At 67.9% G+C, this 16,927-nt stretch carries 14 protein-coding genes; 10 read left to right on the top strand and 4 right to left on the bottom strand.

The features are described 5' to 3' along the window. The first annotated feature begins 60 nt into the window (after nt 1–60). The 10 genes from ACCD11_RS04770 (at nt 61) to ACCD11_RS04725 (ending at nt 11,477) form a co-directional block, all read left to right on the top strand. Nucleotides 61–282 carry a hypothetical protein gene (locus tag ACCD11_RS04770; protein WP_056521105.1) on the top strand — a complete coding sequence of 74 codons (222 nt, stop codon included), beginning with the start codon at nt 61–63 and terminating at the stop codon, nt 280–282. Between the two features lie 12 nt (nt 283–294). Further along, nucleotides 295–3,282 carry a formate dehydrogenase subunit alpha gene (locus ACCD11_RS04765; protein WP_413312646.1) on the top strand — a complete coding sequence of 996 codons (2,988 nt, stop codon included), beginning with the start codon at nt 295–297 and terminating at the stop codon, nt 3,280–3,282. A 9-nt stretch (nt 3,283–3,291) separates the two neighbouring features. After that, nucleotides 3,292–3,912: a formate dehydrogenase FDH3 subunit beta gene (gene fdh3B, locus ACCD11_RS04760; protein ID WP_007832884.1), complete on the top strand. Its 621-nt coding sequence runs from the start codon at nt 3,292–3,294 to the stop codon at nt 3,910–3,912. Continuing rightward, nucleotides 3,909–4,160: a hypothetical protein gene (locus tag ACCD11_RS04755; protein ID WP_007832882.1), complete on the top strand. Its 252-nt coding sequence runs from the start codon at nt 3,909–3,911 to the stop codon at nt 4,158–4,160. Before fdh3B ends, ACCD11_RS04755 begins: the two co-directional genes overlap by 4 nt. A 12-nt stretch (nt 4,161–4,172) precedes the next feature. Beyond that, nucleotides 4,173–5,432, top strand: coding sequence for a formate dehydrogenase subunit gamma (locus ACCD11_RS04750; protein ID WP_413312645.1), 1,260 nt, complete (start codon nt 4,173–4,175; stop codon nt 5,430–5,432). Then, nucleotides 5,429–5,815 (top strand): hypothetical protein, encoded by a 387-nt coding sequence (locus ACCD11_RS04745; RefSeq protein WP_413312643.1) that lies wholly within the window; start codon nt 5,429–5,431, stop codon nt 5,813–5,815. Before ACCD11_RS04750 ends, ACCD11_RS04745 begins: the two co-directional genes overlap by 4 nt. A gap of 39 nt (nt 5,816–5,854) precedes the next feature. Then, the gene (glp, locus tag ACCD11_RS04740; protein ID WP_413312642.1) at nt 5,855–7,108 is read left to right on the top strand and encodes a gephyrin-like molybdotransferase Glp; all 1,254 of its coding nucleotides are present in this window, start codon (nt 5,855–5,857) and stop codon (nt 7,106–7,108) included. Then, nucleotides 7,105–9,024: a molybdopterin biosynthesis protein gene (locus ACCD11_RS04735; RefSeq protein ID WP_413312641.1), complete on the top strand. Its 1,920-nt coding sequence runs from the start codon at nt 7,105–7,107 to the stop codon at nt 9,022–9,024. The genes glp and ACCD11_RS04735 overlap by 4 nt, the downstream gene beginning before the upstream one ends. A gap of 42 nt (nt 9,025–9,066) precedes the next feature. Continuing rightward, entirely contained in the window at nt 9,067–9,903 is an 837-nt protein-coding gene (locus ACCD11_RS04730; protein WP_413312640.1) for a substrate-binding domain-containing protein, read from the top strand. A gap of 71 nt (nt 9,904–9,974) precedes the next feature. After that, a complete protein-coding gene (locus ACCD11_RS04725; RefSeq protein WP_413312639.1) occupies nt 9,975–11,477 on the top strand; it encodes an ABC transporter permease in 1,503 nt (500 codons plus the stop codon). Nucleotides 11,478–11,548: 71 nt separating this feature from the next. On the opposite strand, the gene ACCD11_RS04720 is transcribed toward ACCD11_RS04725, so the two are convergent. From ACCD11_RS04720 to ACCD11_RS04705, 4 genes are read right to left on the bottom strand one after another with little or no spacing between them, the layout of a single operon-like run. Next, nucleotides 11,549–12,883, bottom strand: a complete 1,335-nt coding sequence (locus ACCD11_RS04720) for an MmgE/PrpD family protein (protein WP_413312638.1) — start codon at nt 12,881–12,883, stop codon at nt 11,549–11,551. A gap of 32 nt (nt 12,884–12,915) precedes the next feature. Then, a complete protein-coding gene (locus ACCD11_RS04715; RefSeq protein WP_413312637.1) occupies nt 12,916–15,000 on the bottom strand; it encodes an acetate--CoA ligase family protein in 2,085 nt (694 codons plus the stop codon). Between the two features lie 5 nt (nt 15,001–15,005). Next, the gene (locus ACCD11_RS04710) at nt 15,006–15,806 is read right to left on the bottom strand and encodes an enoyl-CoA hydratase/isomerase family protein (protein WP_413312636.1); all 801 of its coding nucleotides are present in this window, start codon (nt 15,804–15,806) and stop codon (nt 15,006–15,008) included. Between the two features lie 17 nt (nt 15,807–15,823). Continuing rightward, a complete protein-coding gene (locus ACCD11_RS04705; protein WP_413312635.1) occupies nt 15,824–16,822 on the bottom strand; it encodes a tripartite tricarboxylate transporter substrate binding protein in 999 nt (332 codons plus the stop codon). Nucleotides 16,823–16,927 lie beyond the last annotated feature (105 nt).

Here is a 16,927-nt window from a genome sequence, read left to right as displayed (position 1 = left end):
ATTTGTAAGGGCGGACGGGTTTCCCTTCTCTCGTCGGGCCCAGCCACTCCAGGGGTCAGCATGCAGGACAGCCAAAATACCGGCCTCGAGCCGGCATCCCGTCGGGGATTCTTCCTCGGTGCCGCAACGGCCGGCGTCGCCGCAGTGGCCGTCACGGCGCTTCCGAAGGTGGTCGAGACGCCCGTCGCCGCCCCCTCCCCCTTGCCACCCGCGCCTGAAAACGGCGGCGGCTATTCCCTGAGCGAGCACGTCAAGCGCTACTACGCGACCGCTTCAGCCTGAGGAGTCCCTGTTGTGCTTCTGACCAGAAAATCCCCGGGCACCGCAAGTCAACGTGCCTGCGACGCGCCCCCCAATGCGTCGCCCTTCGTCCACAGCCTTCGGCGCGGCCTCGCGAACGTGCTGCCGACGATGGACCGGCGCGCCTTCCTGCGGCGCTCCGGCCTCGGTGTCGGTGTGGGCCTGGCCGCCAGCCAGCTTACGCTGATCCAGAAAGCCAGGGCCGCTGACGGCAAGCCCGCGGCCATCGGCGCCGGCAAGATCGAGGTGAAGCGCACCGTGTGCTCGCACTGCTCGGTCGGCTGCGCGTCCGACGCCGTGGTCGAGAACGGCGTGTGGGTCCGGCAGGAACCCGTGTTCGACTCGCCCATCAACCTCGGCGCCCACTGCGCCAAGGGCGCCGCGTTGCGCGAACACGGCCATGGCGAATATCGCCTGCGCTATCCGATGAAGCTCGTCAACGGCAAGTACGAGCGCATCAGCTGGGACACAGCGCTCGACGAAATCACCGCCAAGCTCAAGGAGCTCACCAAGGCCAGCGGGCCCGACGCGATCTACTGGATCGGTTCGAGCAAGCACAGCAACGAGCAGTCGTACCTGCTGCGCAAGTTCGTGAGCTTCTTCGGCAGCAACAACTGCGACCACCAGGCGCGCATCTGCCACTCGACCACGGTCGCGGGCGTGGCGAATACATGGGGCTACGGCGCCATGACCAATTCGTACAACGACATGCGCAACGCGAAGGTCGCGATGTACATCGGCTCGAATGCGGCCGAGGCGCACCCCGTGAGCATGCTGCACATGCTGCACGCCAAGGAACACGGCTGCAAGATGATCGTGGTCGACCCACGCTTCACCCGCACCGCGGCCAAGGCCCACGAGTACGTGCGCATCCGCTCGGGCTCGGACATCGCGTTCCTGTTCGGCATCCTGCACCACATCTTCAAGAACGGCTGGGAAGACAAGCGCTACATCAACGACCGTGTCTACGGCATGGACGAGGTGCGCGCGGACGTCATGAGCAAGTGGACGCCCGACAAGGTCGAAGAGGCCTGCGGCGTCGGCGAAGCCCAGGTATTGAAGATCGCGACCATGCTGCACGAGAACCGCCCCGGCACCGTGGTCTGGTGCATGGGCCAGACGCAGCACACCATCGGCAACGCCATCGTGCGGGCTTCGTGCATCCTCCAGCTGGCGCTCGGCAACGTCGGCACGTCGGGCGGCGGCACCAACATCTTCCGCGGGCATGACAACGTGCAGGGCGCGACCGACGTCGGCCCGAACCCCGATTCGCTGCCGGGCTACTACGGCCTGGTCGAAGGGTCGTGGAAGCACTTCGCCGCCACCTGGGGCGTGGACTTCGAATGGATCAAGGGCCGCTTCGCATCGCCCGCGATGATGAGCAAGCCCGGCATCACGGTGTCGCGCTGGATCGACGGCGTGCTCGAGAAGAACGAGCTGATCGACCAGGACTCGAACCTGCGCGGCGTCTTCTACTGGGGCCATGCGCCCAACTCGCAGACCCGCGGCCTCGAGATGAAGCGGGCGATGGACAAGCTCGATCTGCTCGTCGTCGTCGACCCCTATCCGTCGGCCACGGCCGCGATGGCCGCGATGCCGGGCAGGCCCGAAGACGCCAATGCGAACCGCGCGGTCTACCTGCTGCCCGCGTGCACGCAGTTCGAAACCAGCGGATCGGTGACGGCGTCGAACCGGTCGGTCCAATGGCGCGAGAAGGTGATTGAGCCGCTGTGGGAAAGCCGCAGCGACCACATGATCATGCAGCAGTTCGCCGACCGGCTGGGCTTCGGCAAGGAGCTCAGCAAGAACTACAAGATGCAGAAGGTCAAGGGCATGGATGAGCCCGTGCCGGACGACATCCTGCGCGAGATCAACAAGTCCTGCTGGGCCGTCGGCTACTCGGGCCAGAGCCCCGAGCGGCTGCAGGCGCACATGCGCAACATGGCCGCCTTCGACGTGCGCACGCTCAAGGCCAAGGGCTCCGTCAAGGACAAGGTCAACGGCTACGACATCTCGGGGGACTACTTCGGACTGCCCTGGCCCTGCTACGGCACGCCCGAGCTGAAGCATCCCGGCTCGCCCAACCTCTACGACACGTCCAAGCACGTGATGGATGGGGGCGGCAACTTCCGCGCGAACTTCGGTGTCGAGCGCAATGGCAAGAACCTTCTGGCCGAAGACGGCTCGTACTCGCTCGGCGCCGACATCACCACGGGCTATCCCGAACTGGACCACGTGTTGCTCAAGAAGCTCGGGTGGTGGGACGAGCTCACCGAGGCCGAGAAGCCCAAGGCGGAAGGCAAGAACTGGAAGACCGACAGCTCGGGCGGCATGATCCGCGTGTTCATGAAGAACCACGGCTGCCACCCCTTCGGCAATGCCAAGGCGCGAGCCGTCGTGTGGAATTTTCCGGATGGCATTCCGCAACACCGCGAGCCGCTCTACGGCACGCGTCCCGACCTGGCCGCGAAGTACCCGACCCACGACGACAAGATGGCCTTCTGGCGCCTGCCCACGCTCTACAAGACCGTCCAGCAGAAGAACATCGCCGACAAGATCGCCGAGAAATTCCCCTACATCATGACCTCGGGCCGGCTCGTGGAATACGAGGGCGGCGGCGAGGAAACACGCTCCAACCCCTGGCTGGCCGAGCTGCAGCAGGAGATGTTCATCGAGATCAATCCGAAGGTGGCGGCCGAGAAGAACATCCGCAACGGCGAGCGTGTCTGGGTGCACACGCCCACCGGCGCCAAGCTCAACGTGCAGGCTCTGGTGACCGAGCGCGTCGGGCCCGACACGGTGTTCATGCCCTTTCACTTCTCGGGCCGCTGGCAGGGCCAGGACCTGCTCGCCTACTACCCAAAGGGCGCGGCGCCCGTCGTGCGCGGCGAGGCCATCAACACCGGCACGACCTACGGCTACGACAGCGTCACCATGATGCAAGAGACCAAGACCACTGTCTGCAACATCGAGAAAGCATGAGGAATCACCATGGCAAGAATGAAATTCGTCTGTGATTCCGAGCGCTGCATCGAGTGCAACGGCTGTGTCACGGCCTGCAAGAACGAGAACGAGGTGCCCTGGGGCGTGAATCGCCGCCGCGTGGTCACGCTCAATGACGGCCTGCCGGGCGAGAAATCGATCTCGGTGGCCTGCATGCATTGCTCCGACGCACCCTGCATGGCGGTGTGCCCCGTGCAATGCTTCTACCGCACCGAGGAAGGCGTGGTGCTGCACGACAAGGACGTGTGCATTGGCTGCGGCTACTGTTCGTACGCCTGCCCCTTCGGCGCGCCGCAATTCCCGTCGCAAGGCACCTTCGGCGCACGCGGCAAGATGGACAAGTGCACCTTCTGCGCCGGCGGCCCCGAAGCCAACGGCTCCGAAGCCGAGTTCGAGAAGTACGGCCGCAACCGCCTGGCCGAAGGCAAGCTGCCGGCCTGTGCCGAGATGTGCTCGACCAAGGCGCTGCTGGCCGGCGACGGCGACGTGGTGGCCGACATCTTCCGCACCCGCGTCGTGCAACGCGGCACGGGCGCCGAAGTCTGGGGCTGGGGCACGGCCTATGGCTCGCAGCAGGCCGGCACGCCGACCACCGGAGGCACCAAGTGAAGCGCGCGGTCGCGACCCTCGTCGTGCTCGCTTCGGGCGCGATGCTGCTTGCGGCCTGCACCGAGAAGCCGCAGACGAACGCGGAGGGCGTCAAGCACGATGCAGTGCCCTGGAGCGGCACCGGCACGCAGGCCAACACCGGCACGGCCTTCACCGCGCCCGGCTGGAAGGTGGGCGACAAGACGGCGTGGGAGCAACAGATCAAGGTTCGCTCCAACGGGCAGAACGAGTACATCCGAGAAAACTGAACCGGAGGCCGCATGAGCGTCACCATTCGCACCAGGCGGGCGTTCCACGCGCTGTTGGCGACCGCGCTCCTGGGCTGTGCGGCGGTGGCGCCGGCCCAGGACGCCAACCCGGCCGCGAGCGGCGCCGTCGCGGCTTCGCCCGCCCCTGCTTCGCCTGCTTCCGCTTCCACCGCCGCTGCCGCACCGAAGGCCGAGGGCGGCATCCGCAGCCAGAACATCTTCGAGGTCAAGCCCGAGGCCAGCGCCGACCCGAACTACCTCAACCAGACCAACGGCGAGCGCAACAAGGTGCAGCCCGGCAACAACGCACCGATGTGGCGCCAGGTGAGCGGCGGCATCACCGGCTACAGCAGCCTGCCCGTGAGCGAGGCGCCCGAGGCCGGCAACCTGATCCAGCGCTTCGTGCAGTACCCGGGCTCGCGCTTCACCAACGCGGGCGAGGCCTGGCGGCAGGTGCGCAACAACTGGATCATTCCGTACGGCGCGGCGCTGCTCTTCGTCACGCTGCTGGCGCTGGCCATCTTCCATTTCACGCGCGGGCCGATCCGGCTGCACGGCGCCGAGACCGGCCGCAAGATCGAGCGCTTCACGCCGTTCGAGCGCGCCACGCACTGGTCGAACGCGCTTGCCTTCGTCACGCTCGCGCTGTCGGGCATCGTGATGGCCTTCGGCAAGTTCTTCTTGTTGCCGGTGCTCGGCAGCGCGCTGTTCGGCTGGCTCACCTACATGCTCAAGACCGTGCACAACTTCGTCGGACCGCTGTTCGTCGTGACCACGCTGTTCATGATCTTCACCTTCATCCGCAGCAACTGGCCGCGGGCGGAAGACCTCAGCTGGCTGCGGCACGGCGGCGGCCTGTTCGGCGGCAAGGAGCCCGCGTCGCACCGCTTCAACGCCGGCGAGAAGGCCGTGTTCTGGGGCGGCGTGCTCCTTCTGGGCAGCATCGTCATCGGCTCGGGGTTGTTCCTCGACAAGCTGTTGCCGGGCTTCGTCTACACGCGCGGCGAGATGCAGATCGCGCACATGGTGCATGCGGTGGCCACGCTGCTCATGATGGCCATGATCCTGGGCCACATCTATATCGGCACGCTGGGCATGACCGGCGCCTACAAGGCGATGCGCGAAGGCTATGTCGACGAGACCTGGGCGCGCGAGCACCATCGCCTCTGGTATGACGACATCGAGGCCGGCAAGATCCCGGCGCAGCGCTCGGCGCCCCCCGACGCATCGGACCCGGCGCGGCCGGTGACCGCGCAAGGAACCTCCGCATGAAGCACACGCTGACCCTTCTCTTCGCGCTGGCTGCATCGTCCGTTTTCGCCAAGCTTCCCGCGCCCACGCCGGAAGCGCAGGCGAAGGCCGCCGAGGCTGCAGCCCGCACCGCATGGAGCACCAAGACCGACGCCTACCTGCTGTGCAAGGCACAGGACCAGGTCGCAGCCAAGTACCGCGCCAGCGCCCAGTCCGCGGGCAAGCCGGTACCGGCCGCGGCGACCACACCGCCCTGCGTGGATCCGGGCCCTTACGCCGCGGCGCCCGCGGGCGAAACCAAGCCCATCGAAGCCTCGGGCGCACATTCCCCGGCCTCCACGGCTGCATCACCGCCCAGTACGAACCAGCCCTCGGCACAGACCCATCCCGCACCCAAGAATTAAGTCAGCCGCCGCGCGCAAGCGCGGGCGAGACTGAACCTGATGCCCCCACCCGAACGAACTGCCTCGACCGATGTGCGCATGCGCGGCTTCACCCAGCGCGCGGAGGTTCCCGACGCGCTCGCCTGGATCGACGCCCACACGCCGCTGCTGCCGGGCGAATCCGTGGCGGTTGAAGAGGCCGCGGGACGGGTACTGCTGCATGAGGTGATCGCACCCATCGCGGTGCCCGAATTCGACCGCTCGGCCATGGACGGCTATGCGCTGCGCGGCGGCGAGACCACGGGGGCCGGCGAATACAACCCGTTGGAGTTTCCGATCGCGGGCCATGCCTGGCCCGGCCGGCCGTTCGATGGCGCCGTGCCCGCGGGCGCAGCCATCCGCATCATGACCGGCGCTCCGGTACCGCTGGAACTGGATGCCGTGGTGCCCGCCGAATATGCGAGCGAGCAGGACGGGCGCCTGGCCATCACGCGGGCTGTGGCACCGGGCCAGCATGTGGGCCGCGTCGGCGAGGACATCGCGCGCGGCAGCACGGCGCTGGCCGCGGGACGCCGGCTGCGACCGCAGGACTCGGGGCTGGCGGCTTCGCTGGGCCTGGCGCAGTTGCAGGTGGTGCGCCGGCCCCGCGTGCGGCTGCTCGTGACCGGCAATGAAGTGCGCGCACCCGGCACGCCCAAGGGGCCCTTCGACATCTACGACGCCAACTCCGTGACCTTGCGCGGCCTCGTGGCGCGCGACGGCGGCCTGCTCGAGTCGCACCAGCGCCTGGGCGACGACCCGCAGGTCATTGCCCAGGCGCTGGCGGCGTCCGATGCCGACGTGGTGCTCGTCTCCGGCGGCTCCAGCGTGGGCGCCGAGGACCATGCGCCGCGCCTGCTGGCCGAACTCGGCGAACTGGCCATCCACGGCATCGCGATGCGGCCCTCCAGTCCGGCCGGCATGGGCCGCATCGGCGACACGCTGGTCTTCCTGCTGCCCGGCAACCCCGTCTCCTGCCTGTGCGCCTACGACTTCTTTGCCGGGCGTGCGATCCGCCGGCTCGGCGGCCGGTCTGCCGACTGGCCCTATCCCAAGACACGCGCAACCGTGGCGCGCAAGATCGTCTCCCAGGTCGGACGCGTCGACTACGTGCGCGTGAAGATCGGCGAAGAAGGCGTGGAGCCGCTCGCGCTGTCGGGCGCGTCCATGCTGAGTTCGACCACGCGGGCCGACGGCTTCGTCGTCGCGCCCGCGGAAAGCGAAGGCTTCGGGGCCGGGATCGAAGTCACTGTTCATCTTTACGAGTGCCTGTGAAACCCCAATCGCAATTTCTCGATGTCGTCACGCGCGACGAGGCCGAACGCCGCTTCCGTCAACACCTCAGGCTCGCGCCACTGGGTCGCGAGACCGTTCCCCTGCACGAGGCGCTGGGCCGTGTGCTGGCCGAAGACGTGGTCGCCGCCATCGACGTGCCCGGCTTCGACCGCTCCAACGTCGACGGCTTTGCCGTGCAGGCCGCCGACACCTGGGGCGCAATGGAAGAACAGGCCCGACTGCTGACGCTCGCCGACGAGACGCTGGCGCCCGGCATCGTGCCGCAGCGCGAAGTGACAAATGGCCATGCGACGGCGATCGCCACGGGCGGCATGCTGCCGCGCGGCGCCGATGCAGTCGTGATGGTGGAGCACACCGATACCGAGGACGGCCGGGTGCAGATCCGCCGCGCGGCCACCGAAGGCGAGAACGTCAGCTACGCCGGCACCGACATCGCGCGCGGAGAAACGGTGTTGCGTGCCGGCCAGGCGTTGAGCTCTCGCGAGATCGGCGTGATCGCGGCACTCGGCCTCGCCGAGGTCGGCGTGTACCGCAAGCCGCGCGTGGCCATCTTTTCCACCGGCAACGAGATCGTCGCGCCCGGCGCGCCGCTGCCCACGGGTGCGGTGTACGACTCCAACGCCGCCATCATCGGCGCCGCCGTCGAGGAACTGGGCGGCCAGCCCGTGCGGCTGGGCGTGATTCCCGATGACGAGGCCGCACTGTCGGCCGCGCTCGCACAGGGGCTGGCCTGCGATGCCGTGGTCTTCTCGGGCGGCACGTCCAAGGGCGAAGGCGACCTCTCCTACCGTGTGGTCGCCGCGCTCGGCGATCCGGGCGTGGTGGCGCACGGCGTGGCGCTCAAGCCCGGCAAGCCGGTGTGCCTGGCGGTCACGGGCGGCAAGCCGGTCGTGATCCTGCCGGGCTTTCCGACCTCGGCGGTCTTCACCTTCCACGAGTTCCTGGCCCCCGTGATCCGCGCCTTCGCCGGCCGGCCGCCGGAGCGGCGCGAGCATGTGGACGCCAAACTGCCGATGCGCGTGAACTCCGAGCGCGGCCGCACCGAGTACCTGCTCGTGGGCCTGGTGCCCACCGACGAAGGCCTGGCGGCCTACCCGATGGGCAAGGGCTCGGGCTCTGTCACCACGTTCAGCAGCGCGGACGGGTTCATCACCATCGGCCAGCACACCGAGATCGTCGATGCCGGCGCGCCCGTGCAGGTGCAGCTGCTGGGCCATGGGCTGGACGCCGCGGACCTGATCTTCATCGGCAGCCACTGCGTGGGCCTGGACTGGCTGGCCGGGGAGCTGGTGCGCCAGGGCATTCGCATCAAGGCCATGAACGTGGGCAGCACGGGCGGGCTGATGGCCGCCCGGCGCGGCGAATGCGACGTGGCGGGCATCCACCTGATGGACCCGGCCACCGGCGTCTACAACCGGCCACTGCTCACGCCGGAGCTGGAACTGATCCCGGGGTATGGCCGCATGCAGGGCATCGTCTATCGCCCATCGGACGCGCGCTTCGAGGGGCGCGATGCCACCGCGGCCATGGCCGCCGCGATCGCCGGGCCCGGCTGCACCATGGTCAACCGCAACGCCGGCAGCGGCACGCGCATCCTCATCGATCGCCTGCTCGGCAGCGCCAAGCCGCCCGGCTACGGCGTGCAGACCAAGTCGCACAACGCGGTGGCCGTGGCCGTGGCGCAGCAGCGCGCCGACTGGGGCCTGGCCATCGACACGGTTGCACGGCAGTACGGCCTGGGCTTCATCCCGGTGCAGGAAGAGCGCTACGACTTCGTGGTGCCCAGGGCACGCCGCGAGCGCGCGCCCGTGCAGGCATTCATTGCCTTGCTGCAATCGGCCGCGGCCCGCGAGGCGCTGAGCCGGTTGGGCTTTCGCGTCGATCCCGCTGTCTGATCCGGCAGGACGGTACATCCTCAACTTCCAAGGACCTACACGATGACGATGGCCTCGCGCAGACGCCTCAACTTCCTCGCCCTCGCTGCTGCCCTCGTCGGCACGCTGCTCGCGCCGATCGCCCAGGCGCAAGAAAAGTTCATCGTGCTGGCTTCCACCACCTCGACCGAGCAGTCCGGCCTGTTCAAGCACCTGCTGCCGCAGTTCACGAAAGCCTCCGGCACCGAGGTGCGCGTGGTGGCCGTGGGCACGGGCCAGGCGCTGGACATGGCGCGCCGCGGCGATGCCGATGCGCTGTTCGTGCATGACCAACCCGCCGAGGAAAAGTTTGTCGCGGAGGGCTTCGGCCTCCCGCGCCGCGCGGTCATGTACAACGACTTCGTGCTGATCGGACCGAAATCCGACCCGGCCGGCGTGCGCGGCAACGACATCGCGGCCGCGCTCAAGCGACTGGGCGCCACGGGCGGTGCCTTCGTCTCGCGCGGCGACAAGAGCGGCACCCACGCGGCCGAACTGCGCCAGTGGAAACTGGCGGGCATCGACCTCGCGGCCGCCAAGCCCGCCGGCTACAAGGAGTGCGGCTGCGGCATGGGCCAGGCGCTCAACATCGCCGCTTCCACCAATGCCTATGTGCTGTCCGACCGCGGCACCTGGCTCAACTTCAAGAACCGCGGCGACCTGGGCATCGTGGTCGAGGGCGACCGGCAGCTGTTCAACCAGTACGGCGTGATCGTCGTGAATCCGGCCAGGCATCCGCACGTCAAGAAAGACCTGGCGCAGGCTTTTTCCGACTGGGTGGTGTCGCGCGACGGGCAAGCCGCGATCGCCTCGTACAAGATCGGCGGCGAGCAGCTCTTCTTCCCGAACGCGAGCCAGTGAACGGTGGCCCAGTCGATGGATGGGCCGCGTGATGAGCATGGCCTCGCGCTTGCATTGAGAGCCGTCCTTCGATGAACACCATGACCGAAGGCTGGGCACTGGCCTGGCAGCTCATCACGCACGCCGACCCCGAACTCGTACGCATCACGGCGCTCTCGCTGCAGGTCAGCGCCACGGCCTGCGCAATTGGCGCGCTGTTCGGGCTGCTGCTGGGCGCCTGGCTGGCAGTGGCGCGGTTCCCGGGGCACGCGCTGGCCGTGTGGTTGGTGAACACGCTGCTCGCCCTGCCCGCCGTGGTGGTGGGCCTGCTGGTGTACCTGCTGCTCTCGCGCTCGGGACCGCTGGGCGAACTGGGAATCCTGTTCACGCCTTCAGCGATGGTGGTGGCGCAGAGCGTGCTCGTCACGCCGCTGATCGCCGCCCTGTCACGCCGGCTCGTGATGGCGGCCCTGGCCGATGGCGGCGACCAGTTGCGCTCCCTGGGCGCCGGGCCGCTCACCACCTCGCTGCTGATGCTGGTGCACGACCGGATGGGCGTGGCCACCGTCCTGCTCACGGCCTTCGCGCGGGCCATTGCCGAGGTAGGGGCCGTGATGATCGTCGGCGGCAACATCGCCGGCGTCACGCGCGTGATGACCACCACCATCGCACTGGAGACCAGCAAGGGAGATCTTGCGCTGGCCTTGGCGCTGGGCATCGTGCTGCTGGCGGTGGTCGGCGCGGTCAACGGCGCCATCGGCCTGTTGCATTGGCTTGCCACGCGCCCGCTGCGCGCCGCCTCTCAGGTGCCGCCGCATGCGGCGCCCCGGACGCCCACTCCTCGCGCCCCTCGCACGCCGGCTGCTACCGAGGCGGCAGCGTTGATCCGGGCCGACCGGGTCACGGTGCGCTTCCGTTCGTTGATGGCGCTGAACGACGCATCGCTGACCGTGCGCCGGGGTGACCGGCTCATCCTCATCGGAGCCAACGGCTCCGGCAAGACCACGCTGCTGCGGCTGCTGCATGGACTTTTGCCCTGCGAAGGTCGCTGCGAATCCTTGCCGCTGCAACCCGAAGGCCGCCTTCCGCGAGCGGCCATGCTGTTCCAGCGCCCCTTCCTGCTGAGCCTCTCGGTGTGGCGCAATGTCTGGGTGGGCCTCTGGCTTTCCGGCGTGCCGGCCTCCGAGCGCAGCGAGCGCTGCCGCCAGGGCCTGGCTAACGTGGGCCTGCTCGAACACGCCACGCGATCTGCCCGTTCGCTTTCGGGCGGACAGCAGCAGCGCCTTGGCCTCGCACGCGCCTGGGCACTGCAGCCGGACATCCTGTTCCTGGACGAGCCGACTGCCAGCCTGGACCCCGGCGCCAAGAATGAAATCGAGGCCCTCATCGAGGAGGTCGCCAACAGCGGCGTGACGATCGTGATGAGCACCCACAACCTCGGGCAGGCCAAGCGCCTCGCCACGCGCGTGGCCTATCTGCATGCTGGACGGATCGTCGTCGAGCGCCCCGTGGCGTGCTTCTTCGACGCAGAGGATCTGCCCGCCGAGGCCGCCCAGTTCCTCCAGGGCGAACTTGGCTGGCGCCTGCGGCCGTAGGCAGGGCCGGCCTGGGCGCCCTGGGCGAAGCCGCTTGCGCTCCCCTGGTGGGCTCGACGCCCCCTGCCTCATCAAGATTCGTATGCAAGACTGGTCGCACTCTCCAGGCGCCACAGCCGCTCGAGAAGCCTGCGCGCCCGCGCGGCACCGATCACCGGCGTGGACAGTTCGAGAAACTTGCTTTCCAGGTCGGCGTCACTCAGTGGCTCCTCGGGATCGCCCTTCCGATTGGGCTGCAGATGGCTGAGCCGGCGCCCATCCGCGGTGTCGATCTCGATGCGCGCGGCACGCTGGCCCGGGAATGCCGCGTCGAGCGCCGGATCCACCGCGACCTCCATGCGCTCCATCAGGGCGCGCGTTGCGGGATCCTCGAGGCGCGCCGGCTCAAACGCCGCCATGCGCACGCTGCCATGCACGAGGGCCGACGCCACCATGTACTTCAAGCTGAAGCGTGCTTCGTTGGCGGAAGCCGGTCGCTCGTAGCAAGCGATATCCAATGCTGGCCGATAGGTGCCTACACGAATGCGAACGATGTCTTCAGTCGCAATACGGTGCTTCGACTGCAGCGCGAGGGCGCCGTCGATCGACGGAAAAGTGTGGCCGCAGCCGATATGGTTCTTGAATGTCAGGCGTGTGATGTGAAAGTCCTGCCCGAGCGTCGCGCCGACCTGCGACCAGTCGGGCCCGTTGCTCATGGCCTGGCCGAGCCCGGCGTCGCCATCGAGGACATCCAGCGAACCCGTCAGGCCGCGCCGCGCCAGTTGGGCAGCGAGGAGGCCCGCCTCGGCTGCACGCCCCGCATGCAGCGGTTTGGACATCGAATCCATCCGGAACGCCTGCTGCAGTCCCGCCGTGAAGGTCGCAGCGGTGGCGAGCGCGTGCGCGAAGGCAACTTCGTCGAGCTCCATCAATCCGCCAGCCGCCGCAGCCGCTCCGAAGCTACCCACGGTGCCCGTGCTGTGCCAGAACTTGTAATGCGACCGGCCCATCACGACGCCGATTCGCGTCGAGACCTCGTAGCCAAGCACCACGCCGCGCAGAAACTGAAGCCCTGAGGCACCGATGTCCTGCCCACCGGCCATTGCGGCCGCGATGGTCGCAGCGCCTGGGTGGTACATGGCCTCGCGAAAGCTGTCATCTACCTCTGCGGCATGCGCAGCCGTGCCGTTGATGAGCGCAGCAGCGCGCGCAGTGGCCGGGCGCCCTTGCGCCAGGGAGGCGCCACCGCGATCGAGGTCGTCGCCCAGGGCTTGCTCCAGCATGCGCACCGGTGCCGCATCCAGGCCCGGGAAAAGCGATGCATACCAGTCGATCACTGCGCGCTTGGCATGATGAATGACCTCGGCAGGGAGCGGCTGCCGGTAAAACTCGGCCGCGTATCGCGCAAATACTTCCGTTGCATGCATCCAGGTTCTCCTGATTCAGGGGTTCAATTTCTTCAGGCGAGAACGACCACGCCATCGGCAGCACGCACGCCCTGCCCCTGCGGCAGCACGAACACCGGGTTGATCTCGGCTTCGACCAGACGGTCGCCCAGTTGGGCCGCCATGTGAGAGAAAGCGACGATGGCCGCCAGCAGCGCCTCGACATCGGCCTTGGGCCGGCCGCGAAAGCCGTCCAGCAGCGGCCACGTCTTCAGTTCCTGCGCCATGCCCAGTGCCTCGTCGCGGCTCAGGCCACCTTGCGCCGGCAGAAGCCGCATCGCCGTGTCCTTGAACAGCTCTGCGGTGACGCCGCCCATTCCCAGCAGGATGGCCGTGCCCAGCGCATCACGGTGCATGCCGAGGATCAGTTCGGTACCGCCGGCCACCATTTCCTGCACCAGGAATCGCTGCGGCCTCGAGCCGGCGTTGGCCTCGACATCGGACGCCATCTGCAGCAGGCGCGCGCCCACCGTGTCGGGCGTGAGGTTGACCGCCACACCGCCCACGTCGCTCTTGTGCGTGACCTGGGCCGACAGGATCTTCAACACTACGCGGCCACCCAGCTCACGCGCAGCGGCCTCGGCCTGCGCTGGCTCGGTGACGACAAGCTCTCGCGCGCACGGCACGCCGAAACGGCTGAAAAGCTGCTTGGCCTGCGCCTCGTCGAGCGAGCCCGAAGGCAGATCGCCTACCGCAACCGGCTGCATGGCGGCGGTCGGCTCGCCCGGGTCTTTCCACTGGCTGGCCCGCAGCATGGCGCCGAGCGCAGCGGTGCAGCTTTCCGCCGCGGCAAAAGCGGGGACACCGCGCTGTGTCAGCAGCGCGCCGATTTCCGGCGCGTGCGGGCTCACGTAGGCAATGACGGGCTTGTCCGAGGTCGGCAGGCAGTCCTGGATCGCGCCGGCCATCAATTCGGGCATGGCGAGGCTGGATGAGCCGACGATGATGGTCAAGGCGTCGTAGCTGGGACTCTTCAACAGCACGTCGATGGCGCCGCGCAGCAAGTCAGGCCGCAGGCCCGCCAGGGTCACGTCGATCGGGTTCCGATCGAGCACGGCATGGTCGCCGGTCTGCAGCGCGCGCAATGCTTCGGCCGTCGCGGCATCGGGTGCGGGCGTATCGAAGCCGGACAGGCCCAGGTCGTCCGACACCAGCGTCCCGGCGCCGCCGGTGGAGGTCAGGATCGCGACCCGGTTGCCGCGCAGCTTACGGCCGGTGGCCAGTGCGGCGGGGATGTCCAGCAGGTCATTGAATGTCCGGGCGCGGATCACGCCCACCTGCCTGAAGAGCGCGTCGTACATGCGGTCGGCTCCGGCCAGCGCGCCGGTGTGCGACACCGCCGCCTTTGCGCCCGCCTCGGAGCGGCCGATCTTGAACACGACCACAGGCTTGCCCGCGCGTGCCGCCTTCAGCGCCGCAGCGCGGAACTTCTCCGGATTGCGCACCGTCTCGACGTACAGCGCGATGACCTTCGTGGCGTCGTCTTCGGCGAGATGATCGATGAAGTCCGCCAGCTCCAGGTCGACCTCGTTGCTGGTCGAGATCAGCTTGGACAGGCCGATGCCGCGCACCGCAGCGCGAGACAACAGCGAACCGAGGATGCCGCCACTCTGCGACACCACGCCGACGCCGCCGACGGGAAAGTGCGCCATCTCGAGCGCACCCGTGGCCGACAGCACGATGTTGTCCGTGAGGTTGACCAGGCCGATGGTGTTGGGCCCCAGGATGCGCATGGACCCGGCCGCTTCCATCAGCTGCCGCTGGCGGCGCGCGCCCTCTTCACCGGTCTCGGTGTAGCCGCTGGCCAGCACGATGGCTGCCGCGGTGCCGCGGGCGGCCAGGTCGCGCACCGCCAGGTGGGCGCGCTCGGCCCCGAGCAGCACGATGCCCACGTCAGGCACCGCCGGCAGCGAAGCCACGTCCGCATAGCAGGCCAGCTCGCCGATGCGATCGGCCTTCGGATTCACCGGATAGATTTCGCCCGAGAAGCCGTGCTTCACGAGGTACGAGATGGGCCTGCCAGCGGTCTTGGTGGCGTCGCCCGACGCTCCGATGACGGCGACGCTGCGTGGCTTGAGGAGTCGGGAGATGGCATTCATGGCGCTCACTCCTTGCCGGCCGGGGTGGAGGTCTTGGCCAGGAACGCCATCACCGATTCGCGATGCTCGGTGCTGGTGTAGCAAATGCCTTGCGCCTGGCTGCCTTGGGCGAACACCTGATGGGCCGACAACTCGAAGCTCTGGTTGAGGATGGTCTTGCCCAGGGCCAGCGCCGTGGCGGAGCCCTTGCTCATTTCGGCGGCCCAGCGCTGTGCCTGCGCAATCAGGCTGTCCGCATCGGCCTTGCGATCTGCGATGCCGAGACGAAGCGCCTCTTCGGCCTCGACCTTGCGGCCGCTGAAGATCAGCTCCTTGGCCTTGGCCAGGCCGACGCGGCGAGGCAGAAAGTACATGCCGCCGCCGTCGGGAATGATGCCGCGGTTGATATAGGACCAGGTGAAGCTCGCCGCATCCGACGCAATGATGAAGTCGCAGGCGAGCGCCGTATCGGCACCCAGGCCCGACGCGGCGCCGTTGACTGCGGCGATGGTCGGCTTGGGCATGGTGTGCAGCAGCGACTGCGCGTGGTGCACGCGTTGCTGGCGGCTCCAACCGTTGAAGCCGACCTCGCCCGCGGGCGCTTGCATCCGGCGCTCCATGCCGGCGATGTCGCCGCCGGCGCAGAAGCCATTTCCCTTGCCCGTCAGCACCAGGGCGCGAATCGCCTTGTCGTTCGCCACGCGCTCGAGCGCGGCGATGAATTCGGTGCGCATGTCGTCGCTCATGGCATTGCGCTTTTCCGGGCGGTTCAACCACAGCGTGGCGACGCCGTCGACGACTTCGAGTTGGATCAGGTTTTCGGTCATTTTTTTGCCCTTGGGCCTCAGTCAGTGGTGATGTGGTTCTCTTTGACCACCTTTCGCCAGCGGGCCTCTTCACCCTTGGCATAGCGGTCGAACGCCTCCGGCGAACCCGCGTCGATCACGAGGCCTTCGCTTTCCACGCGCTTGCGGAAGGCCTCGGTCTGGACGGCTTTCCTTGCGGCGGCGTTCAGTTTCATGATCACGTCCCGTGGCGTTCCGGCCGGCGCATAGAGGCCATACCAGCTGTCCGCCACATAACCGGGCACGCCGCTCTCCGCGACGGTCGGCACCCTGGCCAGCGAGGGCGCCGTGGAGCGCGAGGCGGTGGTCACGGCCAGCGCCCGCAGCTTGCCGCTTTCGATGAACGTGCCGACCGCGGCTGCCGTGGCAAACATCACATCGACCTGGCCGCCCAGCAGATCCGTGATGGCCGGGCCGGCGCCGCGGTAGGGGATGTGCGTGATGTCGGTCTTGGTGAGATTCTTGAAGAGTTCGCCTGCGAGATGAGCCGATGTGCCGGCGCCCTGCGATGCGAACGAGAGCTTTCCGGGATGGGCCTTGGCCGCGGCGATGATGTCGCCCACGGACTTGTAAGGACTTTCGGCCCGGACGACGAGCACGTTCGGCGAAATTCCCACCAGCATGACCGGCGCAAATGCCTTCTCGTAGTTGTAGGGAAGCTTTGGCAGGAGGCTCGGATTCACCACGTGCGCGACGGTCGCCATGACAAGCGTGTAGCCGTCGGGCTGGCTCTTCGCGACGGCGTCGGTTCCGATGATGGTGCCTGCACCGGGCTTGTTGTCGATGATCACCGGTTGACCCAGCTCCTGGCCCATGGTGATGCCCATGGTGCGCGCCACGAGATCGGTGCCTCCGCCCGGCGCGAATGGCACCACGATCTTCACAGGCTTGTCCGGAAACGCCGCGAAAGCGGGGAACGCCGTCAGGCTTGCTGCAACGGTGGCGCAAGAGAAAAAGACGGCTCGTTTGGCACGCGCCAGGGTCAGCGTGATCTGCATGGATTTGTCTCCGGTTTGACAAGAGAAGTACGGGAAGCCCCATCGACGGCCACGTTGGGCTGCGGTTCTCATCGAATGGGTGAAGCTTAGGTTTGCCAAGCGGTT

The sequence above is a fragment of the Variovorax sp. Varisp36 genome (assembly GCF_047304235.1).
Lineage (GTDB): Bacteria > Pseudomonadota > Gammaproteobacteria > Burkholderiales > Burkholderiaceae_C > Variovorax.
This window is presented reverse-complemented; position numbering and strand designations above follow the sequence as displayed.